Raw genomic sequence first — 20,268 nt, 5'->3', positions numbered from 1 at the left:
AGACGTGTGCCCCGCCTCGATCCGCGTCGGTGAGAACGATGTGGCGACAGGCGGTTCGTGTGCGGACGGTTGCGGGGGGATGTGACTCCTCTCGTCGGTGGGTAGCCTGAATCCGGCACTGGGGGGTCGGCGGGTGGATCGGGGGTTTCGAGACCGTGCGGATATCCGGTCCGGAATTCGAATTATCAGCTCCTACCACGGCTTTCGTCGCCGTTCGACGGCGTTCGGCCGGGTGGGCTCGCGAGGCTGCACAGTGTCCGAACGATGACCGACTGTGCAGGAGGTACCCGTGGAATCCGCACCGCCGCGGCGGGGACGGCCCCGATCCTCGCCGAGAACTCTTTTCTCTCAACGCTTCGCGGAACTGTTCGCCGCCGCCGGAAATCCCACGCTGCGGCGGGTCGCGGCGGCAGCCGACGCGCGGATGCGCGCCACCCGCGGCCCGGGACAGAAGTCACCGGTGTCAGTGCAGCGCCTCAGCGATTGGAAGGCGGGCCGGAATGTGCCCGCGCGGTTCGAATCCCTGCTGCCCGTGCTGCTCACCCTGATCGACGAGGCCCGCAAATCCAGCGGACCGGTGACTCCGTCGCTGCTGGATCTGCACCAGTGGCAGCAGCTGTGGACCGCCTCGAACGACTGGGACCCGAATTCCGAAGGCGCCGATGTCGTCTGCCCCTATCTCGGCCTGGCGTCGTACCGGTCCGAGGACGCCGACGTCTTCTTCGGTCGCGCCCGGCACACGGCGGACCTGGTCGGCCTGATCCGCGCCACCGCCGAGGGCGACGGCGGACTGGTCGTCCTCGTCGGCGCCTCCGGGGCGGGGAAATCCTCCCTGCTGCATGCGGGAGTGCTTCCGGCCCTGACCGATTCGGAACCCGTATGGGCGATCGCCACCATGACACCCGGCCCGGATCCGATGCGGGCGCTGCTTTCGGCGGTGAATTCCGAGGGCAGCACACCGGGTGATCCGGATATCACCGACGTCGTGGGATCGATCCCGGATGCTGTCGCCGAATGGGCATCGGCCGGCCGGCGGATCCTGGTGGTCGACCAGATGGAGGAACTGTTCACGCTGTGCGGGGAGGAGCGCAAGCGCGCCGAATTCCTTGCGGTGCTGGAACATCTGGCCATCGGGAACGAACACGGCCCGGTGGCGGTCGTCGCCGCGATCCGCGCCGACTTCTACGCGCGGTGCCTGGACGAGCCGGTTCTGGAAGACGCGCTGAAACATCGCAGCTATCTGCTGGGCCCGATGCGGCTGGACGAGTTGGCCGACGCCATCACGCGCCCCGCCGACATCGCCGGATACAAGCTGGAATCCGGCCTCGAGGAACTGGTGATCAGCGAATTGTGTGGCCTCGGCGGCGGAGGGGACCGCCGAAGCTACGATCCCGGTGCGCTGCCGCTGGTGTCCCATGTGATGGAGGCGGTGTGGGAGCGCCGCGACGGCTCCCGCCTGACGATCGAGGGCTACCGTGCGGCCGGGGGAGTGCTCGGCTCGGTCGCGGCCACCGCCGAGCGGGCCTGGAACGAACTCTCCGACTTCCAGCGCGCCGTCGGTAAACAGGTGCTGCTCGGCCTGGTCGCGGTCGGCGACGATTCCCGAGACACCCGCCGCAAGGTCTCACGCGCCGAATTACTCACCCGGACAGTCGATGCCGTCGACGCGGCGCTGGACGCTCTGGCCCGCACCCGCCTCATCACCCTCGACGCCGATTCCGCCTACCTCACCCACGAAATCGTCCTGGACGCCTGGCCCCGCCTCCGCTCCTGGATCGACGACGACCGCGTCGGCTACCTGGAACGCCAACGCCTGCACACCGATGCCGCCGACTGGTCCGAACACGATCGAGACCCGTCCCTGCTGTATCGCGGGGCACGGTTGACCACCATGCGCGACCACGCCCGCAACGCCGCCCTCGGCCCGGTGGCGGCGGAATTCCTGGCCGCCTCGGAGTCCGCCCGCACGCGCGCGCAGCGCCGGGCGACGGCGCGGAGGTCGGCGCTGGCGGTGCTAACCGTCGTCTCGCTCGCTCTCGCCGGTGTCGCATTCGTTCAGAGCCACAACGCCTCCCACGAACGGGACGGTGCGTTCTTCCGATCGGTGCTGGCCGAAGCCGACCGAGCCGAGTCGTCGGATCCATCGCTGTCGGCTCAGTTGGCGCTGGTCGCATATCGCATGAAACCGGACGACCGCGACGCACGCGCCCGGGTTGTGAGTGCCGGCAGCATGCCGCTCGCGGCGCAACTTCAGGGCCACGGTGGGTGGGTGGAAGCGACGATCATCAGTTCCGACGGTCGGTTGATGGCCTCCGCAGGCAGCGACAAAGCCATCCGCCTGTGGGATATTTCGGATCGGAGTCGCCCACAGCAGATCGGTGTTCTGATGACAGGCGGCACCGAACGGGTCGAAGAGCTCGCTTTCAGTCCCAGTGGAACAATTCTGGTCTCCCACGATCAAGACGGCCCTGTGCGGCTGTGGGACGTGCACGATCCTCGTCGTCCGGCTCAGCTGAGCGGCCCGATTCCGGGCGGATACGCACGCGGACTGGCTTTCGATCCTGATGGGAAAGTGCTGCTCATGGCGGTGAAAGACCGAAGTATCAACGGGGTCGATCTTTCCGATCCGGCGCATCCAGTGGTCCGAAACGTGGTGATTCCTGCCCCGCCGCCCGGCTCGGAGTACGACATGGTGCGTTTCAGCGCGGACATGCGCAGAGCTGTCACCCTCGGTTTCTCTGGGCAGGTTCAGCTATGGCAGGTGAACAGGCTCACCGACACAGCGGTTTCGCAAGTGCGCCTGGCCGATCACGCGGTGTCGCTGGCGATCCGTCCGGACGGTACGAGGGCGGCGATTTCGGTGGGCCGCACAGTGGAGATGTGGAATATCTCGGCGCCGAATCGCCCGGAGCGGGAAACGGAGCCTATTTCGGGTTCCGGTTCGAGCATGTTCTCGCCGCTGGCGTTTCGTGCTGACGGCCGAGTGCTCGCCGACACCGATGGCGGGGGAGTCGTGCGGCTGTGGGACATCAGCAACCCTGGGCATCCTGTCGCGTTCGGGCGACAGCTCTCGGGGCCGAAGGGGTATTTGAGCGCGGTGGCCTTCAGTCCTGATGGCGCCGATCTGGTGGCAGCCGGCCAGGACGGTGTGATTCGCTTGTGGTCGCTTGCGCGAGGGGTTGGCGAGAACTGGCCGCATGGCCGACTGGTGGCGGTTCGGGACAACCGCGTGGCGGTCGTGAACGGATCGGCGATCGAAGTATGGTCGCTCGACAGCCCCACGGCAGCTCATCGGATCGGACAAGTCGACCTTGGCGATTATGGGCGAGCGTGGCTACATGTGAGCATTAGCCCCGACGGACGGAAAATGCTGGTGCTGTCGGGTTTTCGCAATCCGGAACTGTTCGCGATCGGGGGCGTTCCGGCTATTCGCTCGCTAGGGCAGTTGCCGATGGACTCGCCGATCGGTGTCTCCGGAGCCGTTCTCGATCGGGTTGCCTTCAATCATCGTTCCGACCGAGCGGTCATAGTTGGACGCACGAATTCGATCGCATGGTTCCAACTGTGGGACACTTCCGATGCACCTCAGCCCTCGGTGCTCAGCCCACGCATTCCGGTTTCTGCGGACAAGTTCACGTATGTGTGGTCCTCGAACTTCGGTTCGGATGACAAGACTTTGGTGCTTCCGCAGGTGAACGGCATAGTCGGCTTGTGGAGTGTCGCGGACCCCGCACATCCTCGACGAACCGGTGAAATCCGAGCCGGGCAAGCGCAATCCGGTTTGCGCGTCGTGCTCGCGCCCGATGGTCGTACGGTGGTGACAGCTGGTGACGATCAGTTACTCAGAATGTGGGATATCTCGGATCCCGCCCACCCGGAACAGATCGGTGAACCGTTGCCGGGGCATTCGTCCATGCTGTCCGCACTGGCGCTGAGTCCGGATGGAAAGACCCTGGCGTCATCCGATCGCACCGGAACCCGGATTTGGGACATCAGCGACAGATACCATCCGCGTGGAGCCGACCACGCAATGATCAATGCAGACGAGGGCGGCGACGACTCGAGCGCCTTCTATCCCGATGGAAAGCACCTGGTCGGAGCGACCGCCGACGGCACAGTTCACGTGTGGGATCTCGACACCGAACACGCGGTCGACCGCATCTGCTCCACCACGAGATCCGTCCTCACCGAAGAGGTATGGCGCGAACACCTGCCGCAACTGAAGTACCGGCCGCCGTGTGAGTGACGCTGTGGGCGGCCCGGATCGCCATTTATTCGATGGCGATCCGGGCTCGCGGTCGTTACCGTTGCGCCGGATCAGCAAGGAGGAGGTGCCGGGAGGGGAGGTGTACGAATGGCAGGAGAGAAAGCGCGGTCCGGAAGTGATTGCGCGGCAACTGAAGTGCAGGAACGGCCCGATCTCGTCGCGTGGCGGCGGCGGCACGAACTTCGCCGGTCCGCTGCGGCGCAGCCGGTGGCGAACAAGCGCACCTATCGGCGCACGGTCAAGCATCGAGATCGGCAGTGGTGAGCCGGTGACGGTGGGAATTCACCGTCCGTCGTGGGTGGCGTGGTATTCGGATTCGAGCTTCTTCCCTTGGCGGCGTTCGCGCAGCTTCCACACGATCAGCGCCACGACGACGATCACCACGACCGCGATCGCCATATCGCGGCCGACGGTCTTCGCCACCTTCTCGTAGGAATTGCCGGCGACGTAGCCGAGGACCACGAAGGTCGTTCCCCAGACGATGCCGCCGAAGGCGTTGAACGAGAGGAACTTCGGATAGGGCATGCGGGAGGCGCCCACCAGGGCCGGCATCACCGCGCGGAAGAAGGCGGTGAAGCGGCCGAGGAAGACCGCCCAGCCGCCGCGGCGCGCGAGGAAATCCTGGGCCTTGTCCAGGCGACCACGATGTTTGTCCAGGTAGGACGCGGCGAGCAGGCGGCTGCCGAAATGTTTGCCCACCTCGTAGCCCACCGAGTCGCCGATGATCGCCGCGGCCACCACCAGCAGGATCATCACCCACAGCAGCACATGCCCCTGGCTGGCCGCGACACCGCCGAGGACGGCCGCCGTCTCGCCCGGAATCACGAAGCCGACGAAGATCGCGTCCTCGGCGAAGACGAGCAGGCCCACCGTCAGGTAGATCCACACCGGGGCGATATCGAGAATCCGGTGCATCAGCGATTCCATTCCGCCGACGCTACCGTGCGCGGACCACACGTGTCCGGCGGCGGTCGGCGCGGACCATGCGCGGCGCCCCCGCTGTCCGTGTGCCGACCACGGGTGGCCGCTCACGCAGCGGTGATGTCGTCGGGCTCGGCGACATCCGCAAGCCGCTCACCCCGGGGGCCGCAGCGCCGCGAATTCGTCGGTGACCCGAATCTCGTCGTCGGTGAACCGATACACCGCCGCGGGCCGCCCACCCGACCTGCCCGGCGCGGCGGTCTCCCCGGTCGGCGTAATCACCTTGCGGCGGCTCAATACTCGCTGCAGGTTCGTGGTGTCGACGTCGTAACCGAGTGCGGTGCAATAGATTTCGCGCAAGGTGGACATGGTGAACGACGACGGTGCCAGGGCGAAGGCGATATTCGTGTACGAGAGCTTCGCCGCCAGCCGGGTCCGGGCATGGTGCACGACGGTGCCGTGGTCGAACGACATGTTCGGCAGCGCGGAAACCGGATGCCAGCGGGTGTCGGCGGGCAGTTGCGGGTCCGCGGTCAGCGGCACCAGACCGAGATAGGCCGAGGCGATGCGGCGCACCCCGGGCACGCGATGCGGATCGCTGAAGACCGACAGCTGTTCGATATGCCACAGCTCACGCACGTCGACCTTCTCGGCCAGCTGACGGCGGGCGGAGGTGTCGAGATCCTCGTCGTCGCGCAGCCGGCCGCCGGGCAGCGACCAGGTGCCGGTCTGCGGTTCCATCGCCCGCTGCCACAGCAGCACCCCGAGTTCGGTGCGCAGGCCGTGATTGCCGCGCGGACTCTGCGGATCCACCGGTTCGCTCGCGATCACCGAGTGATCACCCCCTGGACCTGCGGTGACGGTGTCCATGAAGCGACGAACCTGGAACACCGCGGTGAGCGATTCGTGAATGGTGCTACTATGGGCCACGTTTTCGATTGTAAGTCGAAAACCGGGTTGAAGCGAATCGGCCCGGGGTGATGCGCGTGGCGCGAGTGCCGCGCGCATGAGGAAGGAGCCATGCCATGGCGTCAACGAGTCTGACGACAGCGACCACTGGTCCGACGACGCAGGCATTCGCAGCGCAGGTCATCGACGGTCCGGGCGGATTCGGCGGAGTCGAGGCCACGCCGGAGTGGGCGCAGGAGATCAAGCGGCTGGCGCGCGAGCGCAACGCGACCATCCTGGCGCACAACTACCAGCTACCCGAGATCCAGGATGTGGCCGATCACGTCGGCGATTCCCTGGCCCTGTCGCGGATCGCCGCCGAGGCGCCCGAGGACACCATCGTGTTCTGCGGGGTGCACTTCATGGCCGAGACCGCGAAGATCCTCAGCCCGGACAAGACCGTGCTGATTCCGGACCAGCGCGCGGGCTGCTCGCTGGCCGACTCCATCACCGCCGACGAACTGCGCGCGTGGAAGGCCGAACATCCCGGCGCCCTCGTGGTGTCGTATGTGAACACCACCGCCGCGGTGAAGGCGCTGACCGACATCTGCTGCACCTCCTCCAACGCCGTCGACGTGGTCGCCTCGATCGATCCCGATCGTGAGGTGCTGTTCCTGCCCGACCAGTTCCTCGGCGCCCACGTCAAGCGCGTGACCGGGCGGGAGAACATGCACATCTGGGCCGGTGAGTGCCACGTGCACGCCGGCATCAACGGTGACGAGCTGACCGAACAGGCCCGCACCCATCCCGATGCCGAACTGTTCGTGCACCCCGAATGCGGTTGCGCCACATCGGCTCTGTATCTCGCGGGGGAGGGCGCGTTCCCGGCCGACCGGGTCCACATCCTGTCCACGGGCGGCATGATCGACGCCGCGAAGGCCGCGCGGTCGAACCAGGTCCTGGTCGCCACCGAGGTCGGCATGCTGCATCAGCTGCGTAAGGCCGCCCCCGGCATCGACTTCCAGGCCGTCAACGATCGCGCGTCCTGCAAGTACATGAAGATGATCACGCCGGCCGCGCTGCTGCGCTGCCTGACCGACGAACTCGACGAGGTGCACGTCGATCCGGAAACCGCAGCGCTGGCCCGCAATTCGGTGCAGCGCATGATCGCCATCGGCAATCCCGGCGGCGGCGAATAGCACCGGCACCCGCCCGCGGGCGGGCCGGAAAGGTTCGATCGATGATGATGACGCCTTCGATCGGCTGGGAAGCCGAAGCTGATCTGGTGGTGATCGGTGGCGGTGTCGCGGGTTTGACCGCGGCCCGCACCGCCTCGCTGCGGGGGTTGCGGGTCCTGACCCTGAGCAAGGGTGGCCCGACGGATACGTCCACGCAATACGCACAGGGCGGGATCGCGGTCGTCGCGCCGGACGGCGACACCGTCGACTCCCATGTCGCCGACACCGTCGACGCCGGGGCGGGACTGTGCGACGCGCAGGCGGTGCGCTCCATCGTGTCGGGCGGCCGGGATGCCGTCGCGGCGCTGACCGATCTGGGCGCGGTCTTCGACCTCGGCCGCGACGGCCAGGTCTCACGCACCCGCGAGGGCGGGCACAGCACGCGCCGTATCATTCACGCCGGCGGTGACGCCACCGGCGCCGAGGTGCAGCGTGCGCTGAACGCCGCCGGACTGCCGGTGCTGTTCGGCACCGCGGCCCTCGACATCGTCACCGGGTCCGACGGGGTGCGCGGTGTGATCGTGGTGTCGGACCAGGGGTTCGGCGTCGTGCACACCCCGGCCGTCCTGCTGGCCACCGGCGGCCTCGGCCAGCTCTACGCCTGCAGCACCAATCCGCCCGGGGCCACGGCCGACGGCATCGCGCTGGCGCTGCGGGCCGGTGCGCTGGTCGCCGATCTGGAATTCGTGCAGTTCCACCCCACCGTGCTGTTCAGCCCCCGCGGGCTCGGCAGGCGGCCGCTGATCAGCGAGGCGGTGCGCGGCGAGGGCGCGGTGCTGGTCGACTCGAACGGTGATTCGGTGACCGCCGGTGTCGATCCGCGGGGCGATCTGGCGCCGCGCGACATCGTCTCCAAGGCCATCGCCGCCCGGATGCGACAGCTCGGCACCGATCACGTGTATCTCGACGCCCGCGCGATCGACGGTTTCGCCCAACGGTTTCCGACGATCACGACCTCGTGTCGCGCGTCGGGCCTGGATCCGCGCACCGACCTGATCCCGGTCGCGCCGGCCGCGCACTTCCAGTGCGGCGGGGTCGTCACCGATACGCACGGACGCACCGCCGTCCCCGGCCTGTACGCGGCCGGCGAGGTGGCGCGCACCGGTCTGCACGGCGCGAACCGGCTGGCATCGAACAGCCTGCTCGAGGGCTTGGTCGTCGGCGAGCGGGCGGGGGCCGCCGCGGCCGAGCGGGTCGCCTCCGCTCCGGAGGTGACCGCGGTGCCGGAGATGTCGCTGCCGCGCATCGATCGCACCGCCCTGCAACAGTTGATGTCGGCACACGCCGCCGTGGTGCGCGACGGTGACGGACTGCGCGGGGCGATGCTGCGCGTCCTGCATCTACGGGACAACGGCCCGGCGAAGTCCGCGGAGTCGGCTGCCGACGCATCGGACGGTGCTGCGGCACAACGGCTTCCCGAAACGACGCCGTCCGATCCCACGAACGGCGGGAGCGACCGCGAGGCCGCGGCATCGGAAATGGCTGCGCCGCATGCGGTTTCTCGGCTGCACGGCGAGCGGGCCGGAGTGCTGGCCGCGGTGGAGGACGCCGCCCTGACCCTGACCGCGCGGACCCTGCTTCTCGCGGCCACCGCCCGCGCCGAAAGCCGCGGCTGCCATACCCGATCCGATTTTCCCGATCCGCGCGAGGAATTGCGGCGCAGTGTCGCGATCCGGCTCGGCGACGACGGCCGCCCGCAGGTGGTCGCCGATCCGCTCCCCGTCGCGGACCCGCTGCCGGTGGTGAGCACTCGATGACCGCCGCCACGCATCACATGCTGAGGAGTAGATGATGGCACTGGACCCCCAACTCGACCCCGGGGAACTGCGTACCCTGATCCGCACCGCCCTCGATGAGGATCTGCGCTACGGGCCCGACATCACCTCGGCCGCCACGGTTCCCGCCGAGGCGACCGTCAAGGCCGCGATGGTCTCGCGCCAGCCGGGCACGGTGGCCGGCATCGACGTCGGGCTGCTGGTGCTCGACGAGGTGATCGGCGCCGGGAATTACGAGGTGACCGACCGCGTCGCCGACGGCACCCGGGTCGGCCCCGGCGACGCGGTGCTGACGGTCGTGGCGCCGACCCGGCAGCTGCTGACCGCCGAACGCACCATGCTCAACCTGGTCACCCACATGTCCGGGATCGCCACCGCCACCGCCGCCTGGGTGGATGCGGTCGAGGGCACGAACTGCCGGATTCGCGACAGCCGCAAAACCCTGCCCGGACTGCGTGCGCTGCAGAAGTATGCGGTGCGCGTCGGTGGTGGCGTCAACCACCGGATGGGCCTCGGCGACGCCGCCTTGATCAAGGACAACCATGTGGTGGCCGCCGGATCGGTGGTCGCCGCGTTGCGCGCGGTGCGCGAACTGGATCCCGATATCGAATGCGAGGTCGAGGTGGACAGCCTCGATCAGCTCGACGCCGTTCTCGCCGAGGATGTGGAACTGGTGCTGCTGGACAACTTCCCGCTGTGGGCCACCCAGGCCGCCGTCCAGCGCCGCAACAGCCGCTCGCCGCGCACGAAACTCGAAGCCTCCGGCGGTCTTTCGCTCGAGTCCGCCGCCGACTACGCGCGCACCGGTGTCGACTACCTGGCCGTCGGCGCCCTCACCCATTCGGTGCGGGTGCTGGACCTGGGCCTGGACATGTGAGCCGGATCAGCTGGTGAGTTCGCGTTCCAGCGGCGTCCGGAAGCGGGGGATGGCGCGCACGTCGCCGTACCAGGCGGCGGTGCGTTCCACCTCGGCATCGATCAGCGCCTTCGCGTCGGCGCCGACGTCTTCGAGTAGCCGCCAGGCGATCTCACCGTCCGCGCGCTGAGCCCAGCCGCCGACGATGCGGCCGTCGACCCAGATGCTCGGGCCGATATTGCCGTTGGTGTCGAACAGGGCCGGGGCGTGCGGGCCGAGGAACCAGTCGCGCGATTGCCAGCCCATCGGCGTCGGGTCCAGGGCCGGCAGCAGCGCCGCCCACGGTCCGGACTCGGGTTCGGGCTCCGTATCGTCGGACAGGACCACTCCGGTCCTGCCGTCGAGGTCGACTTCCGTGAGGTCGAGACTCGACAGTGTCTTGCGCACATCCGTTTTCGTCCATCCGGTCCACCAGACGAGGTCGTCGACGGGAGCCGGTCCGAAGGTGCGCAGCCAGCGGCGGGCCAGTTCGGCGCGCGCCACGTCGAGTGCGACCGGGGCGGCATCCGGCAGCCACGCCTCCCGGGGCGCCCAGGTGTATCGGCTGCTGGTCCAGCTGCCGTTGGGGCGGCCCCGCACGATGAGCCCGTCGCATCCGAGGATGAGCAGCACCCAGGTGGTGATGTTGGTCGGTTTCGAATACGGCTTGCCGGGCGCGGTGTCGACCTGGGTGCGCAGCCGGGGCACGGCGGCCGACAGTTGTGCGCCGGTCGCACTGCCACGGGCCAGCAGTTCGCGATGGGTCTCGTCGGCCACCTCGGCCAGCCAGGCGTCGATATCGCCCTCGACGGCCTGGGCCAGATATTTCCCGTAGGCGCGGCGCTGCTTGACTGCGAGCGCGTCGGCCACCGCGGCCTGCAGGACGGGAACCAGCCCGACCGGCGCGACGAACATGGTCCGGCGCATCCCCAACAGCCGCAGCAGCGACCGATCCTCGTAGAGGGCACGTTCCACGTCCGCGGGCGTCAGGCCGCGAGTGCGGGCACAGACCGACAGATACACCGTCGCCGGATCCGTGGCGTGCAGGGCGACCATCGAATCGGCGATATCGGCGGGATCGGTACCCCGGGATTCGGCAGCGAGCCGATGCCGCCGGGCCAGCCGCGCGCGTCGCTGAGCGACCGTGATCGAACGCATGGTCGAATCCTAGCCTGCTCGATCCCCGTTTCGGATGCGCTGGCCGAGAAAATACGCCGCCCGGTCCAGGGCCTCGTCCGCTTCGTCGAGAAGGCCGGTGAAGGACTGGAACACATGGGGCACACCGGCAGTCACGTCGAGGATGACGTCCACGCCGGCTTCCCGCGCGCGTGCGGCCAGGCGAGTGGAATCGTCCAGCAGCATTTCGTTGGTCCCCACCTGGAGCAGGATCGGCGGAAATCCGGTGAGATCGGCCGAGACCGCCGGACTGAGCAGCGGCTGACCGGCGTCCTGCCCGGCGAGATACATGGCGCCGGTGTGGTCCAGGCCCGCGCGGGTGAACACCGGGTCGATGCCGGCTTTGGTTTCCATGCTCGCCCCCGTGCGGGTCATGTCGAGTCCGGGGGAGAAGGCGACGATCGCGGCGGGCAGCGGCAGGCCGGCGTCGCGGGCGGCCAGACTCGTCGTGATGGTCAACCCACCGCCCGCGGAGTCGCCGGCGAAGGCGATGGCCGAGGGATCGGCGCCACTGTCGAGCAGGGCCCGATAAGCGCTGAGCGTGTCCTCGATCGCGGCCGGGAACGGATGTTCCGGCGCCAGCCGGTAATCGACCGACAGCGCCCGGAAACCGGTCTTGCACACCAGATTCCCGGTCAGCGTCATCGCCGTCTCGGGCGAACCGAAGACGAAGCCACCGCCGTGGAAGTACAGAATCGTTCCGGCTGCGGCCGGCTCCGGCGGTTCGACGAGCACCGCGGGCCGAGCGCCCAGGGTGATCGTCCGCCTGCGTATTCCGGACGGGACGGCCATCTGCGCCATCAGTGTCCGGAATTCCGCCCGTATCTCGGCCACGGACCGCGGCTGCGCGGGGTGGGGCCGCCGCAGCATCGCGTCGACCTGTGCGCGTTGTTCCTCGCTCATATGTACCTTCCTACGAACTATATTCCTGTACAGTATATGCCATGGAATGTAGTTCTGGTCCGGATGCCGTGGATCTGGCGAATCTGTTCGCCGATCTCGTGCGGTGTGAGACGCGGCTGTACAACGCGGTCAACGACCGGCTCCGGGAACGGCACGGCATCGTCGCCTCCCAGTTCGAATCGCTGCGGTTTCTCCGGGATCATCCGGAGGCGCGGGTGGCCGATCTCGCTGCCGAGTTCGCGGCCGGCATCGGAGCGATCAGCAAGGGCGTCGACCGGCTGGTGGCCCGGGGATGGGTGGTGCGCGAGCCGCATCCGTCGGATCGCCGCTCGTCGGTGCTGGCCCTGACCGAGGAAGGGGCCCAGCTCGTCGCCGCGGCCGAAGCGAGCTTCGCGCAGCGGCTCACCGAGCTGTTCGGCGCCGTCACGTCCGAGGCGTCCCTGCCCGCCGTGGCGCACACCCTCGCGCGGTTGCGTGGCGTGCTCGAACGGGAGCGGATCGGCATACCCGCGGGGTGATCGCCGAGCCGCGGCGGCGGTGGCAGTGGGTGGGAAGGATGGCGGCCGCGCGGTCGTTGATCATGGGGAGAACGACGGTTACCGAGACCACGCAGGAGAACTCATGACGGAAAGTCCGGCCCCGGTCGCGAACTGGGACGGTGCGGCACTGGATCTGCCGGCGTATCTCGCCCGCATCGGCTTCACCGGCGAGCCGGCGCCGACCCTCGACACCCTGCGCGCGCTGCAGTACGCGCACACCACCACCATCCCGTTCGAGAACATCGAACCGGTGCTGAAACGCCCGGTGCTGCTGGACCTTCCGTCGTTGCAGGACAAGATCGTCCGATCCCGCCGCGGCGGCTACTGCTACGAGAACGTGGGCCTGTTCGCCGCCGCACTGGAACGGATCGGCTTCGGCGTCACCGGTTTACACGGGCGCGTGAGTATGGGCGCACGCGGTGAGATCCGCCCGGCGACGCACGCGCTGCTGCGCGTGACCACCGCCGACGACGGGCGGGTGTGGCTGTGCGACGTCGGTTTCGGTTCCGGGCCGCTGGCCCCGCTGGAACTGCATCCCGACGCGGGGGAGGTGCGCGCCGGTGACTGGCGATTCCGGCTGGAACGCACGCGCGGCGAACTCGATTCGGAGCTGTGGGTGCTGCACCACTTCGCCCGCGACGGCTGGATCGACCGCTACAGCTTCACCATGAATCCGCAGTACCGCATCGACTACGCGGTCGGCAATCACTTCGTCTCCACGTCGGCGCGCTCGCCGTTCGTGACCCGGCCGTATGTGCAGCGGTTCCGGCCGGACCGGCACGACATCGTCGACAACACGACCTGGATCACCGAATATCCGGACGGCACCGCGCACAGCCGCGATCTGCCGCCGGCCGATCTGCCGAAGATCCTGGCGGCCGAATTCGATATCGAACTCGACGACGCGGACGCGGCGACACTGGCGGCGGGCGACTGGCTGCGCGGCTGACCGGCGGCCCGCGGGGCGGCCGATTTCCGCACCGCGGCGGCGCGCGGCGGTAGTGTCGGCCGCGTGCGCACCGGATCGAAGTTGTTCGCCCTGCTCGCCGCCCCGATTCTCGCTGCCGCCGCTTGTTCCGGAGACAGTTCCGCCGACCGGCTCGACCGCAGCGTGCATACCTTCGCCGATGCGCTGAGCCACGGCGATCCGGCCGCCGCGGCCGCCGTGACCAGCGATCCGGCGCGGGCCACGACCACCCTGGGCGCACTCTTCGACAGCCTCGGCAAGAAGGTGCGCGTCGACGTCCGGTCGGTGGACCGCTCCGACCACCACGCCACGTTCAGCCTCGCCACCACCTGGACCTTCGGTACGGCCGGAAATCAGTGGGCCTACACCACCACCGGTACCGCCGACGAATCCGGCGACGAGTGGAAGGTCCGTTGGAATCCGGCCACGGTGGCGCCCGGCCTCGACACCGGGCCGCTGTCCTACGACACCGTGGCTCCGCAACCGGCCGCGCGCGTGCTCGACCGCGGCGGCGCGGATCTGATGACCCAGCAGGTCGTCACCCTGGTCCAGCTCGCTCCCGGCGCCGACCCGAATGCCGTTGCGGCCCTGCTGGGACCGATCGATCCGAGCATCACCGCGGCGAGCCTGCGCCAGGACATGGACAAGGCCCAGGGCAAACCCGTCACCGCGATCGCGTTGCGGGCCGGTGATCTGACCCCCGTGCAGGATCGGCTCGCCGCGCTGCCGAACGTCACGCTGGTGCCGCAGACCCGGCTGCTCACCGTCGACAAGACCCTCACCTCACCGGCGCTGTCCGGGGTGAGCGAGCTGTGGCAGCACAGCACCGATGCCGCGGCCGGCTGGGCCGTGCGCGCGCAGGCCGCCGACGGTGCCCACACGGTGGGCGGGCAGGACCCGAGACCCGTCGGCGACATCACCACCACGCTCGACACCGGAATGCTGCGCCGTGCCGAGGCCGCGCTCGCGCCGATCCCGACTCCGGCCGCCATGGTGGTACTGCGACCGTCCACGGGTGACGTCCTCGCCGTGGGGCAGAACGCGCCCGCCGACGCCCAGGGCCCGATCGCATTGACGGGCCTGTACCCGCCGGGTTCGACCTTCAAGACGGTCACCGTGTCGGCCGCGTTGCAGGCCGGGCAGGTCACCGCCGACACCATGCTCGCCTGTCCCGGCACCGAGAACATCGAGGGCCGGCAGATCCCCAACGACAACCACTTCGACCTCGGCACGGTTCCCCTGCACACGGCCTTCGCGCGGTCCTGCAACACCACGATGGGGCGGCTCGCGGTGAACCTTCCTCCCGACGGACTGACCCGTGCGGCCGCACAACTCGGCCTCGGTGTGGACTTCACCGCTCCCGGCATGACCACGGTGACCGGAAAGGTGCCCACCGCGGACACGTCCGCGCTGCGGGTCGAAGAAGGCATCGGCCAGGGACGGGTGACCGCGTCGCCGTTCGGCATGGCGTTGGTCGCCGCGACCGTCGCCCACGGTTCGGTGCCGGCGCCCACCATCGTGGCGGGCTCGCCCGGAAAGGCGGATCACACGCCGGATCCCGTGCCGGCGCCGGTGCTCGATCAGGTGAAAGCCATGATGCGCGAGACGATTACGAACGGCACGGCCACCAGCCTCGCCGACATTCCGGGCATGCTCGGCAAGACGGGCACCGCCGAGTACATCGACGACACCCACGCGCACGGCTGGTTCGTCGGCATCGACGGCGACCTGGCCCTCGCGGTGTTCGTCGCCGATGCGGGGAGCTCGACGCCGGCGGTCGAGGCGGCCGGACGTTTCCTGCGGAATCAGTAGTAGCGCACCTTACGGTCGAGTGAAGTTCGTCACATATACTCTCGCTGTATAGCGGATTGATCTCGACCGCATCGCATGGTGGTCACACATATTCCGCACAGATCTCGCTCCGGCGTCAAAGCGGCCCGTCACGCCCGCTACACTCGTCCGGGAACACGCGCGGGACATGACCCCGCGCGCGGTAAGTCACGGATCGCGGAGAAACTCGGAGTAGTGCCATCGAAACCGGCCAAGTGATCGCAGGGCATTACCGCCTGGTCGAGCGGATTGGTAGCGGCGGCACAGGCGTCGTCTGGCGTGCCGTCGACGAACGACTCGAACGGTCGGTCGCGATCAAGCAGATCCTCACCCAGCCCAGTCTGCCGCCGGGTGAGAAAGAGATCGTGCGTCAGCGCGCGTCTCGGGAGGCCCGCAACGCGGCACGCTTCCAGCACCCCAACGCGATCGTGGTCTTCGATATCACCGAGCACGAGGGCGATCCCTGCCTGATCATGGAATATCTGCCGTCGCAGAGCCTGGCCGTGGTGCTGTCCTCGCAGGGGACGCTGCCGCTGCCGCAGGTGGCGCGCATCGGCGAGCAGGTCGCCTCGGCGCTGGTGGCCGCCCATCGCGCGGGCATCGTGCATCGAGACATCAAGCCCGGCAACGTCTTGCTCGGCGACAACGGCACCGTGAAGATCACCGACTTCGGTATCTCCAAGGCCAAGGGAGATGTCAACCTCACCGCCACCGGCCTGATCTCCGGCACCGCGGCATATCTGGCCCCCGAGGTCGCCCGCGGCGCTGAACCCAGTCCGGCCGCCGATGTCTTCGCGCTGGGCGCAACGCTTTTCCACGCTCTCGAGGGGGAGCCGCCCTACGGCACCAATCCGAACCCCCTGGCGTTGCTGTACGCCGCGGCCAACGGTCAGCTGAGCCAGCCGCGCAATGCCGGCCCGCTCACCGATCTGCTGCTGGATCTGCTGAGCTTCGAGCCGGAGGACCGGCCGAGCATGACCGACGTGCGCGATCAGCTCGCCGATTTCGCGGATCAGGCCGTCGATGCCGAATCGACTCGGATGCTGGCCACCCACCGCGGTGCTCGCCGGCAGGGCACCCGCACACTGGATCGCCGTGCGGCACAGGCGGATATCTCCACCGCGGAGATGATGGCCACCGCGTCGGTGCTCTCGGAGCCGGAGATGCAGCCGGTGCGTCCCGCTGCGGCCGCCGCGCATCCCACCCGCTCCCATCCCGTGCCCGCCGCCGAACCCACACCCACCCGCAATGCGAAACCGTGGGTGTTCGCCGGTGGTTTCGCCGCCGGTCTGGTGATCGTCGCCGCTGCGCTGTATCTGATGTTCGGCGGTGCCAAGACGGAATCGCCGGGCTCGCAGGCGCATTCGCCGTCGTCGACCGCCACCGCGCAGGCGGGTACCTCGACACAGAGCGTCGCGGCCGTGGGCCAGACCAAGAGCGCCGGGAAGACGGACGTCGGCTCGGCGGCCGGTGTCATCCAGAACTTCTACGACGCCCTCGTCGACCAGAACGCCGGCACCGCATGGAATCTGCTCACTCCCGCGGCGCAGCAGGTGTACGGCAGCCAGCAGGCCTTCGCGACCTACTGGAAGCAGAACCAGATCACGTCGTACAACACCATCGAGGGCGCACGCGGTGGCGGCAGCAGTGCCAATTCCGATGGGTCGGTGGATATGTCGGTCGCCAGCATCACCTACGGCGGTCAGTCCAAGTCGATCGAACTTCGCGTCGTGGTGGGCAGCAGCGGGAAGCTGCTGATCGACAGCGACACGCACTGATTCGGCCGCAGGCGGGTGTCTCCGCCCACGGGCGGAGGCGTCGATCCGTCCGCGGTAGCTGTCGCGCCCGGTGTGCCCCCGGTAGTCTCGGGCCGTGAGCACTCGGCAGCTGCTGAACGACGAACGGGCCGAACTGATTACGCTGCTGCGTGATCTGAGCGAGGACGAATGGGAGGCGCCCTCGCTGTGCGCGGGATGGCGGGTGCGTGATGTGGTGGGGCACCTGCTCTACGACGAGATGTCGCTGCTCGGCTACACCCGCTTCGCCCTCGGCCACCGGCTGAACACCGACCGCGTCAACGACGGTCTCGTCGACCGGGCTCGTGCCCTCACCACCGCGCAGCTCATCGAACGATTCGAGAACTCCGGACAGCGCATCACCGGCGTGTGGCCGAGCCTGGGCCTGGCCGACATCCTGGTGCATCAGCAGGACATCCGCCGTCCCCTCGGCCGCCCCCGCACCATCCCGGCCGACCGCCTGATCGCGGTGCTGCGCCATCCCGACCCGTTCGCCGGCCCGCGCACATACACGCGCGGCCTGCGCTTCGTCGCCACCGATGTGGACTGGTCCGCCGGCACCGGCCCGGAAGTTCGCGGGCCGGGCGAGGCGCTGGCGCTGGCCGCGGTGGGCCGCCCCGTCGCCCTGGAAGACCTCATCGGTGAGGGAGTGGAGACGCTGCGCCGGCGCCACGGAGTGTGATTGCGCCGCCGCGAAGACGAATGTCGCTATCGCGCAGCGGTTTCGGTGTCGGCCGTCCAGTCGGTGAGTAGGCGCAGAGCGGTCGCGCTCGGCGAATCGGGCTCGACCGTGTGGACGATCAGCGCCTGATCGGGGTCGTCGGGCAGTCGCAGCGTTTCGAAGCCCAGGTCCAGCCGGCCGACCACCGGGTGCCGGTAGACGTAGTGGCCGTGGGTCTTGTCCTTCACCTCGTGGCGCGACCACAGCCGCTCGAAATCCGCACCACGCCGCCGCAATTCGTCGATCAGCGCCGCGATGCCGTGGTCGCCGGGATTGCGGGCCGCGTCCAGCCGGAGATAGGCGACGACGTCGGCGGCCTTGGCCGGCCAGTCCTCGTACAGTTCGCGCATTCCCTCGTCGAAGAACACAAGCCGCGCCAGATTGCGCTGCCCGGGCGGCAGTGCGCCGAAATCGGTGATCAGCGCGGCGGCCGCGCGGTTCCAGGCCAGCACGTCGGTCCCGCGGCCGACGATGTAGGCGGGCACGTCCGCGGTGTCGAGCAGTCGCCGCAAACCGGGCCGTACCTGTTGCGCGGCAGCGGGTTCGGTGCCCGACCACGGCCGCGCCAGCCGGTACAGGTGGTCGCGTTCGAGTGGGTTCAGTCGCAACGCCCGCGCCACCGCGTCCAGCACCGACTCCGAAAAGTGCAGCGTGCGGCCCTGTTCCAGGCGCACGTAGTGATCCACACTCACCCCGGCCAGCAGTGCCAGCTCCTCGCGGCGCAACCCCGGCACCCGGCGGCGGGTGCCGTGCTCGGCCAGTCCCACCTCCTCCGGGCGCAGACGGGCACGGCGCGATCGCAGGAATTCCCCGAGTTCGGCGCGTCGATCCAGGCTCATGCGGCCAGTATCGCGCGCCCGGCCGCGCTCAGCCTGGTCACCGCATGCCCAGGCTCGGCACGCACTGGTAGCCGGCGACACCGGTGACGAGTCTGGATTTCGGCGCCGCCATCGGGGCGGCGCGAACGAAGGAGACGCGTCGATGAGCACCACCCGCCGCCTTGGCAGCACCGGAATGGACATCACACCAGTGGGTTTCGGCACCTGGGTGATCTCCGGACCCGGCTGGCAGTATTCGTGGGGCAGCACCGACGACACCGATTCGGTGGCCGCCATCCGGCACGCCGTCGGCGCCGGACTCAACTGGATCGACACCGCGGCCGCCTACGGACTCGGGCATGCCGAGCAACTCGTCGGCCGCGCGCTGGCCGGAATCCCGGAGCGGGAGCGCCCGTACATCTTCACCAAGACCGGCCTGATCTGGGAAGACGGCGATGACCCGAACGGCCCGCCGCTGCGGGTGATGCGGCCGGAGACGGTCCGCCGCGAACTGGAGAATTCGCTGCGCCGCCTCGGCACCGACCACATCGACCTGTACCAGGTGCACTGGCCCGATACCGGCGCCCGCTTCGTCTACGGCGCCGAGGGCGAACCGACCGGCGACGCCACGCCGCTCGAGGAGTACTGGCAGCTGATGGCGGACCTGCGCAAGGAAGGCAAGGTGCGTGCCGTCGGCCTGTCCAATCACGATGTGCGGCAACTCGATATCGCCGAATCCATCGCGCATGTCGATGCGATCCAGCCGCCGTTCTCGGCGCTCAACCGCGTCGCGGCGCCGGAGATCGCATGGGCGGCCGCGCACGACACCGGTGTGATCGCCTATTCGCCGCTGCAGTCGGGCCTGCTCACCGGCGCGTTCACCGCCGACCGCGTGCTCGCCGCCGACGACTGGCGCCGCGGTTATGCCGAGTTCACCACCGACCTGCCGGTCAATCTCGCCTTCGTCGACGCGCTGCGCCCGATCGCCGCCCGGCACGGCGTCGGGGTGGCGGAGGTGGCGCTGGCCTGGGTCACGGGCTGGCCCGGCATCACCGGGGCGATCGTCGGCGCCCGCACGCCGGCACAGATCGACGGCTGGGCGGGGGCTCGCGACCTGGTACTCACCGCCGACGATCAGGCCGAGATCACCGCCGCGCTGGTCGCCACCGGAGCCGGTACCGGTCCGGTCCGGCCGTGAACCCGTCCGCACGATCGGAGGAGAACGCCATGGACCTGCACGTCGTCGCCGAACTGCACGCCCGGCCCGGCCGGGAGGATCGGCTGCGCACAGCCCTGGAGGCGATGATCGAACCGTCGCTCGCCGAACCCGGATGCCTGGACTACCGGCCCTACGCCGACCCCAACGATCCGGCTCGCATGGTCGTGGTGGAGCGCTGGCACGGGCCGGACGCGCTCGAGGCTCATTTCGCGACCCCGCACTTCCGTCATATCGCCGAGGTCCTGGATCTGATCCTGGCCGAGCCGATGACGCTGTATCGCCTGGTGCCGGAATGAGTCGCCGCGGCCGGAGCCG

The 20,268-nt window shown here is 68.9% G+C and carries 17 protein-coding genes; 12 read left to right on the top strand and 5 right to left on the bottom strand.

Annotated features, from left to right (window positions below; translation table 11 throughout):
- The first annotated feature begins 289 nt into the window (after positions 1 to 289).
- Together NA3_RS25600 and NA3_RS37790 are read left to right on the top strand one after the other, a co-directional pair.
- A complete protein-coding gene (locus NA3_RS25600) occupies positions 290 to 4,246 on the top strand; it encodes an NACHT and WD repeat domain-containing protein (protein WP_063917760.1) in 3,957 nt (1,318 codons plus the stop codon).
- Positions 4,247 to 4,354: 108 nt separating this feature from the next.
- Positions 4,355 to 4,531, top strand: a complete 177-nt coding sequence (locus NA3_RS37790) for a hypothetical protein (protein WP_167355044.1) — start codon at positions 4,355 to 4,357, stop codon at positions 4,529 to 4,531.
- An 18-nt stretch (positions 4,532 to 4,549) separates the two neighbouring features.
- Here the strand turns inward: NA3_RS37790 and NA3_RS25595 are convergent, their stop codons facing one another.
- Both NA3_RS25595 and NA3_RS25590 read right to left on the bottom strand, forming a co-directional pair.
- Positions 4,550 to 5,194, bottom strand: coding sequence for a DedA family protein (locus NA3_RS25595; RefSeq protein WP_062966193.1), 645 nt, complete (start codon positions 5,192 to 5,194; stop codon positions 4,550 to 4,552).
- Positions 5,195 to 5,341: 147 nt separating this feature from the next.
- Entirely contained in the window at positions 5,342 to 6,118 is a 777-nt protein-coding gene (locus tag NA3_RS25590; protein ID WP_062966192.1) for an NUDIX hydrolase, read from the bottom strand.
- Between the two features lie 95 nt (positions 6,119 to 6,213).
- On the opposite strand from NA3_RS25590, the gene nadA reads away from it, so the two are divergent.
- Genes nadA through nadC form a run of 3 tightly spaced genes read left to right on the top strand, consistent with a single transcriptional unit; the run spans position 6,214 to position 9,966 of the window.
- Positions 6,214 to 7,275 (top strand): quinolinate synthase NadA, encoded by a 1,062-nt coding sequence (gene nadA / locus NA3_RS25585; RefSeq protein WP_062966191.1) that lies wholly within the window; start codon positions 6,214 to 6,216, stop codon positions 7,273 to 7,275.
- Positions 7,276 to 7,319: 44 nt separating this feature from the next.
- Positions 7,320 to 9,071: an L-aspartate oxidase gene (locus tag NA3_RS25580; protein WP_062966353.1), complete on the top strand. Its 1,752-nt coding sequence runs from the start codon at positions 7,320 to 7,322 to the stop codon at positions 9,069 to 9,071.
- A 34-nt stretch (positions 9,072 to 9,105) separates the two neighbouring features.
- On the top strand, positions 9,106 to 9,966 hold the full coding sequence (nadC, locus tag NA3_RS25575; protein WP_062966352.1) for a carboxylating nicotinate-nucleotide diphosphorylase: 861 nt from the start codon (positions 9,106 to 9,108) through the stop codon (positions 9,964 to 9,966).
- Positions 9,967 to 9,972: 6 nt separating this feature from the next.
- On the opposite strand, the gene NA3_RS25570 is transcribed toward nadC, so the two are convergent.
- Both NA3_RS25570 and NA3_RS25565 read right to left on the bottom strand, forming a co-directional pair.
- Positions 9,973 to 11,142, bottom strand: coding sequence for a winged helix DNA-binding domain-containing protein (locus NA3_RS25570; RefSeq protein ID WP_062966190.1), 1,170 nt, complete (start codon positions 11,140 to 11,142; stop codon positions 9,973 to 9,975).
- Between the two features lie 9 nt (positions 11,143 to 11,151).
- Complete coding sequence (locus NA3_RS25565) at positions 11,152 to 12,063, bottom strand: alpha/beta hydrolase (RefSeq protein WP_062966189.1); 912 nt, start codon at positions 12,061 to 12,063, stop codon at positions 11,152 to 11,154.
- A gap of 41 nt (positions 12,064 to 12,104) precedes the next feature.
- On the opposite strand from NA3_RS25565, the gene NA3_RS25560 reads away from it, so the two are divergent.
- The 5 genes from NA3_RS25560 (at position 12,105) to NA3_RS25540 (ending at position 17,877) form a co-directional block, all read left to right on the top strand.
- Entirely contained in the window at positions 12,105 to 12,581 is a 477-nt protein-coding gene (locus NA3_RS25560) for a MarR family winged helix-turn-helix transcriptional regulator (RefSeq protein WP_062966188.1), read from the top strand.
- Positions 12,582 to 12,684: 103 nt separating this feature from the next.
- Positions 12,685 to 13,551 (top strand): arylamine N-acetyltransferase family protein, encoded by an 867-nt coding sequence (locus NA3_RS25555; protein WP_062966187.1) that lies wholly within the window; start codon positions 12,685 to 12,687, stop codon positions 13,549 to 13,551.
- Positions 13,552 to 13,614: 63 nt separating this feature from the next.
- Positions 13,615 to 15,381: a penicillin-binding transpeptidase domain-containing protein gene (locus NA3_RS25550; protein WP_062966186.1), complete on the top strand. Its 1,767-nt coding sequence runs from the start codon at positions 13,615 to 13,617 to the stop codon at positions 15,379 to 15,381.
- Positions 15,382 to 15,614: 233 nt separating this feature from the next.
- Positions 15,615 to 17,177, top strand: a complete 1,563-nt coding sequence (locus NA3_RS25545; RefSeq protein WP_062966185.1) for a serine/threonine-protein kinase — start codon at positions 15,615 to 15,617, stop codon at positions 17,175 to 17,177.
- Between the two features lie 94 nt (positions 17,178 to 17,271).
- Positions 17,272 to 17,877, top strand: a complete 606-nt coding sequence (locus NA3_RS25540) for a maleylpyruvate isomerase family mycothiol-dependent enzyme (protein WP_062966184.1) — start codon at positions 17,272 to 17,274, stop codon at positions 17,875 to 17,877.
- 26 nt (positions 17,878 to 17,903) lie between these two features.
- Here NA3_RS25540 and NA3_RS25535 read toward each other — a convergent pair whose 3' ends face one another.
- Positions 17,904 to 18,755: a helix-turn-helix transcriptional regulator gene (locus NA3_RS25535; RefSeq protein WP_062966183.1), complete on the bottom strand. Its 852-nt coding sequence runs from the start codon at positions 18,753 to 18,755 to the stop codon at positions 17,904 to 17,906.
- A 142-nt stretch (positions 18,756 to 18,897) separates the two neighbouring features.
- Between NA3_RS25535 and NA3_RS25530 the strand changes: the two genes are divergently transcribed.
- Positions 18,898 to 19,932 (top strand): aldo/keto reductase, encoded by a 1,035-nt coding sequence (locus tag NA3_RS25530; protein ID WP_084491860.1) that lies wholly within the window; start codon positions 18,898 to 18,900, stop codon positions 19,930 to 19,932.
- 29 nt (positions 19,933 to 19,961) lie between these two features.
- On the top strand, positions 19,962 to 20,249 hold the full coding sequence (locus NA3_RS25525) for a putative quinol monooxygenase (protein WP_039777553.1): 288 nt from the start codon (positions 19,962 to 19,964) through the stop codon (positions 20,247 to 20,249).
- Positions 20,250 to 20,268: the final 19 nt, after the last annotated feature.

It is taken from the genome of Nocardia africana NBRC 100379 (assembly GCF_001612635.1).
GTDB classification, from domain to species: Bacteria; Actinomycetota; Actinomycetes; order Mycobacteriales; family Mycobacteriaceae; genus Nocardia; species Nocardia africana.
Note: the sequence above shows the minus strand (reverse complement) of the source record. Positions and strands in the feature narration are given on the sequence as shown.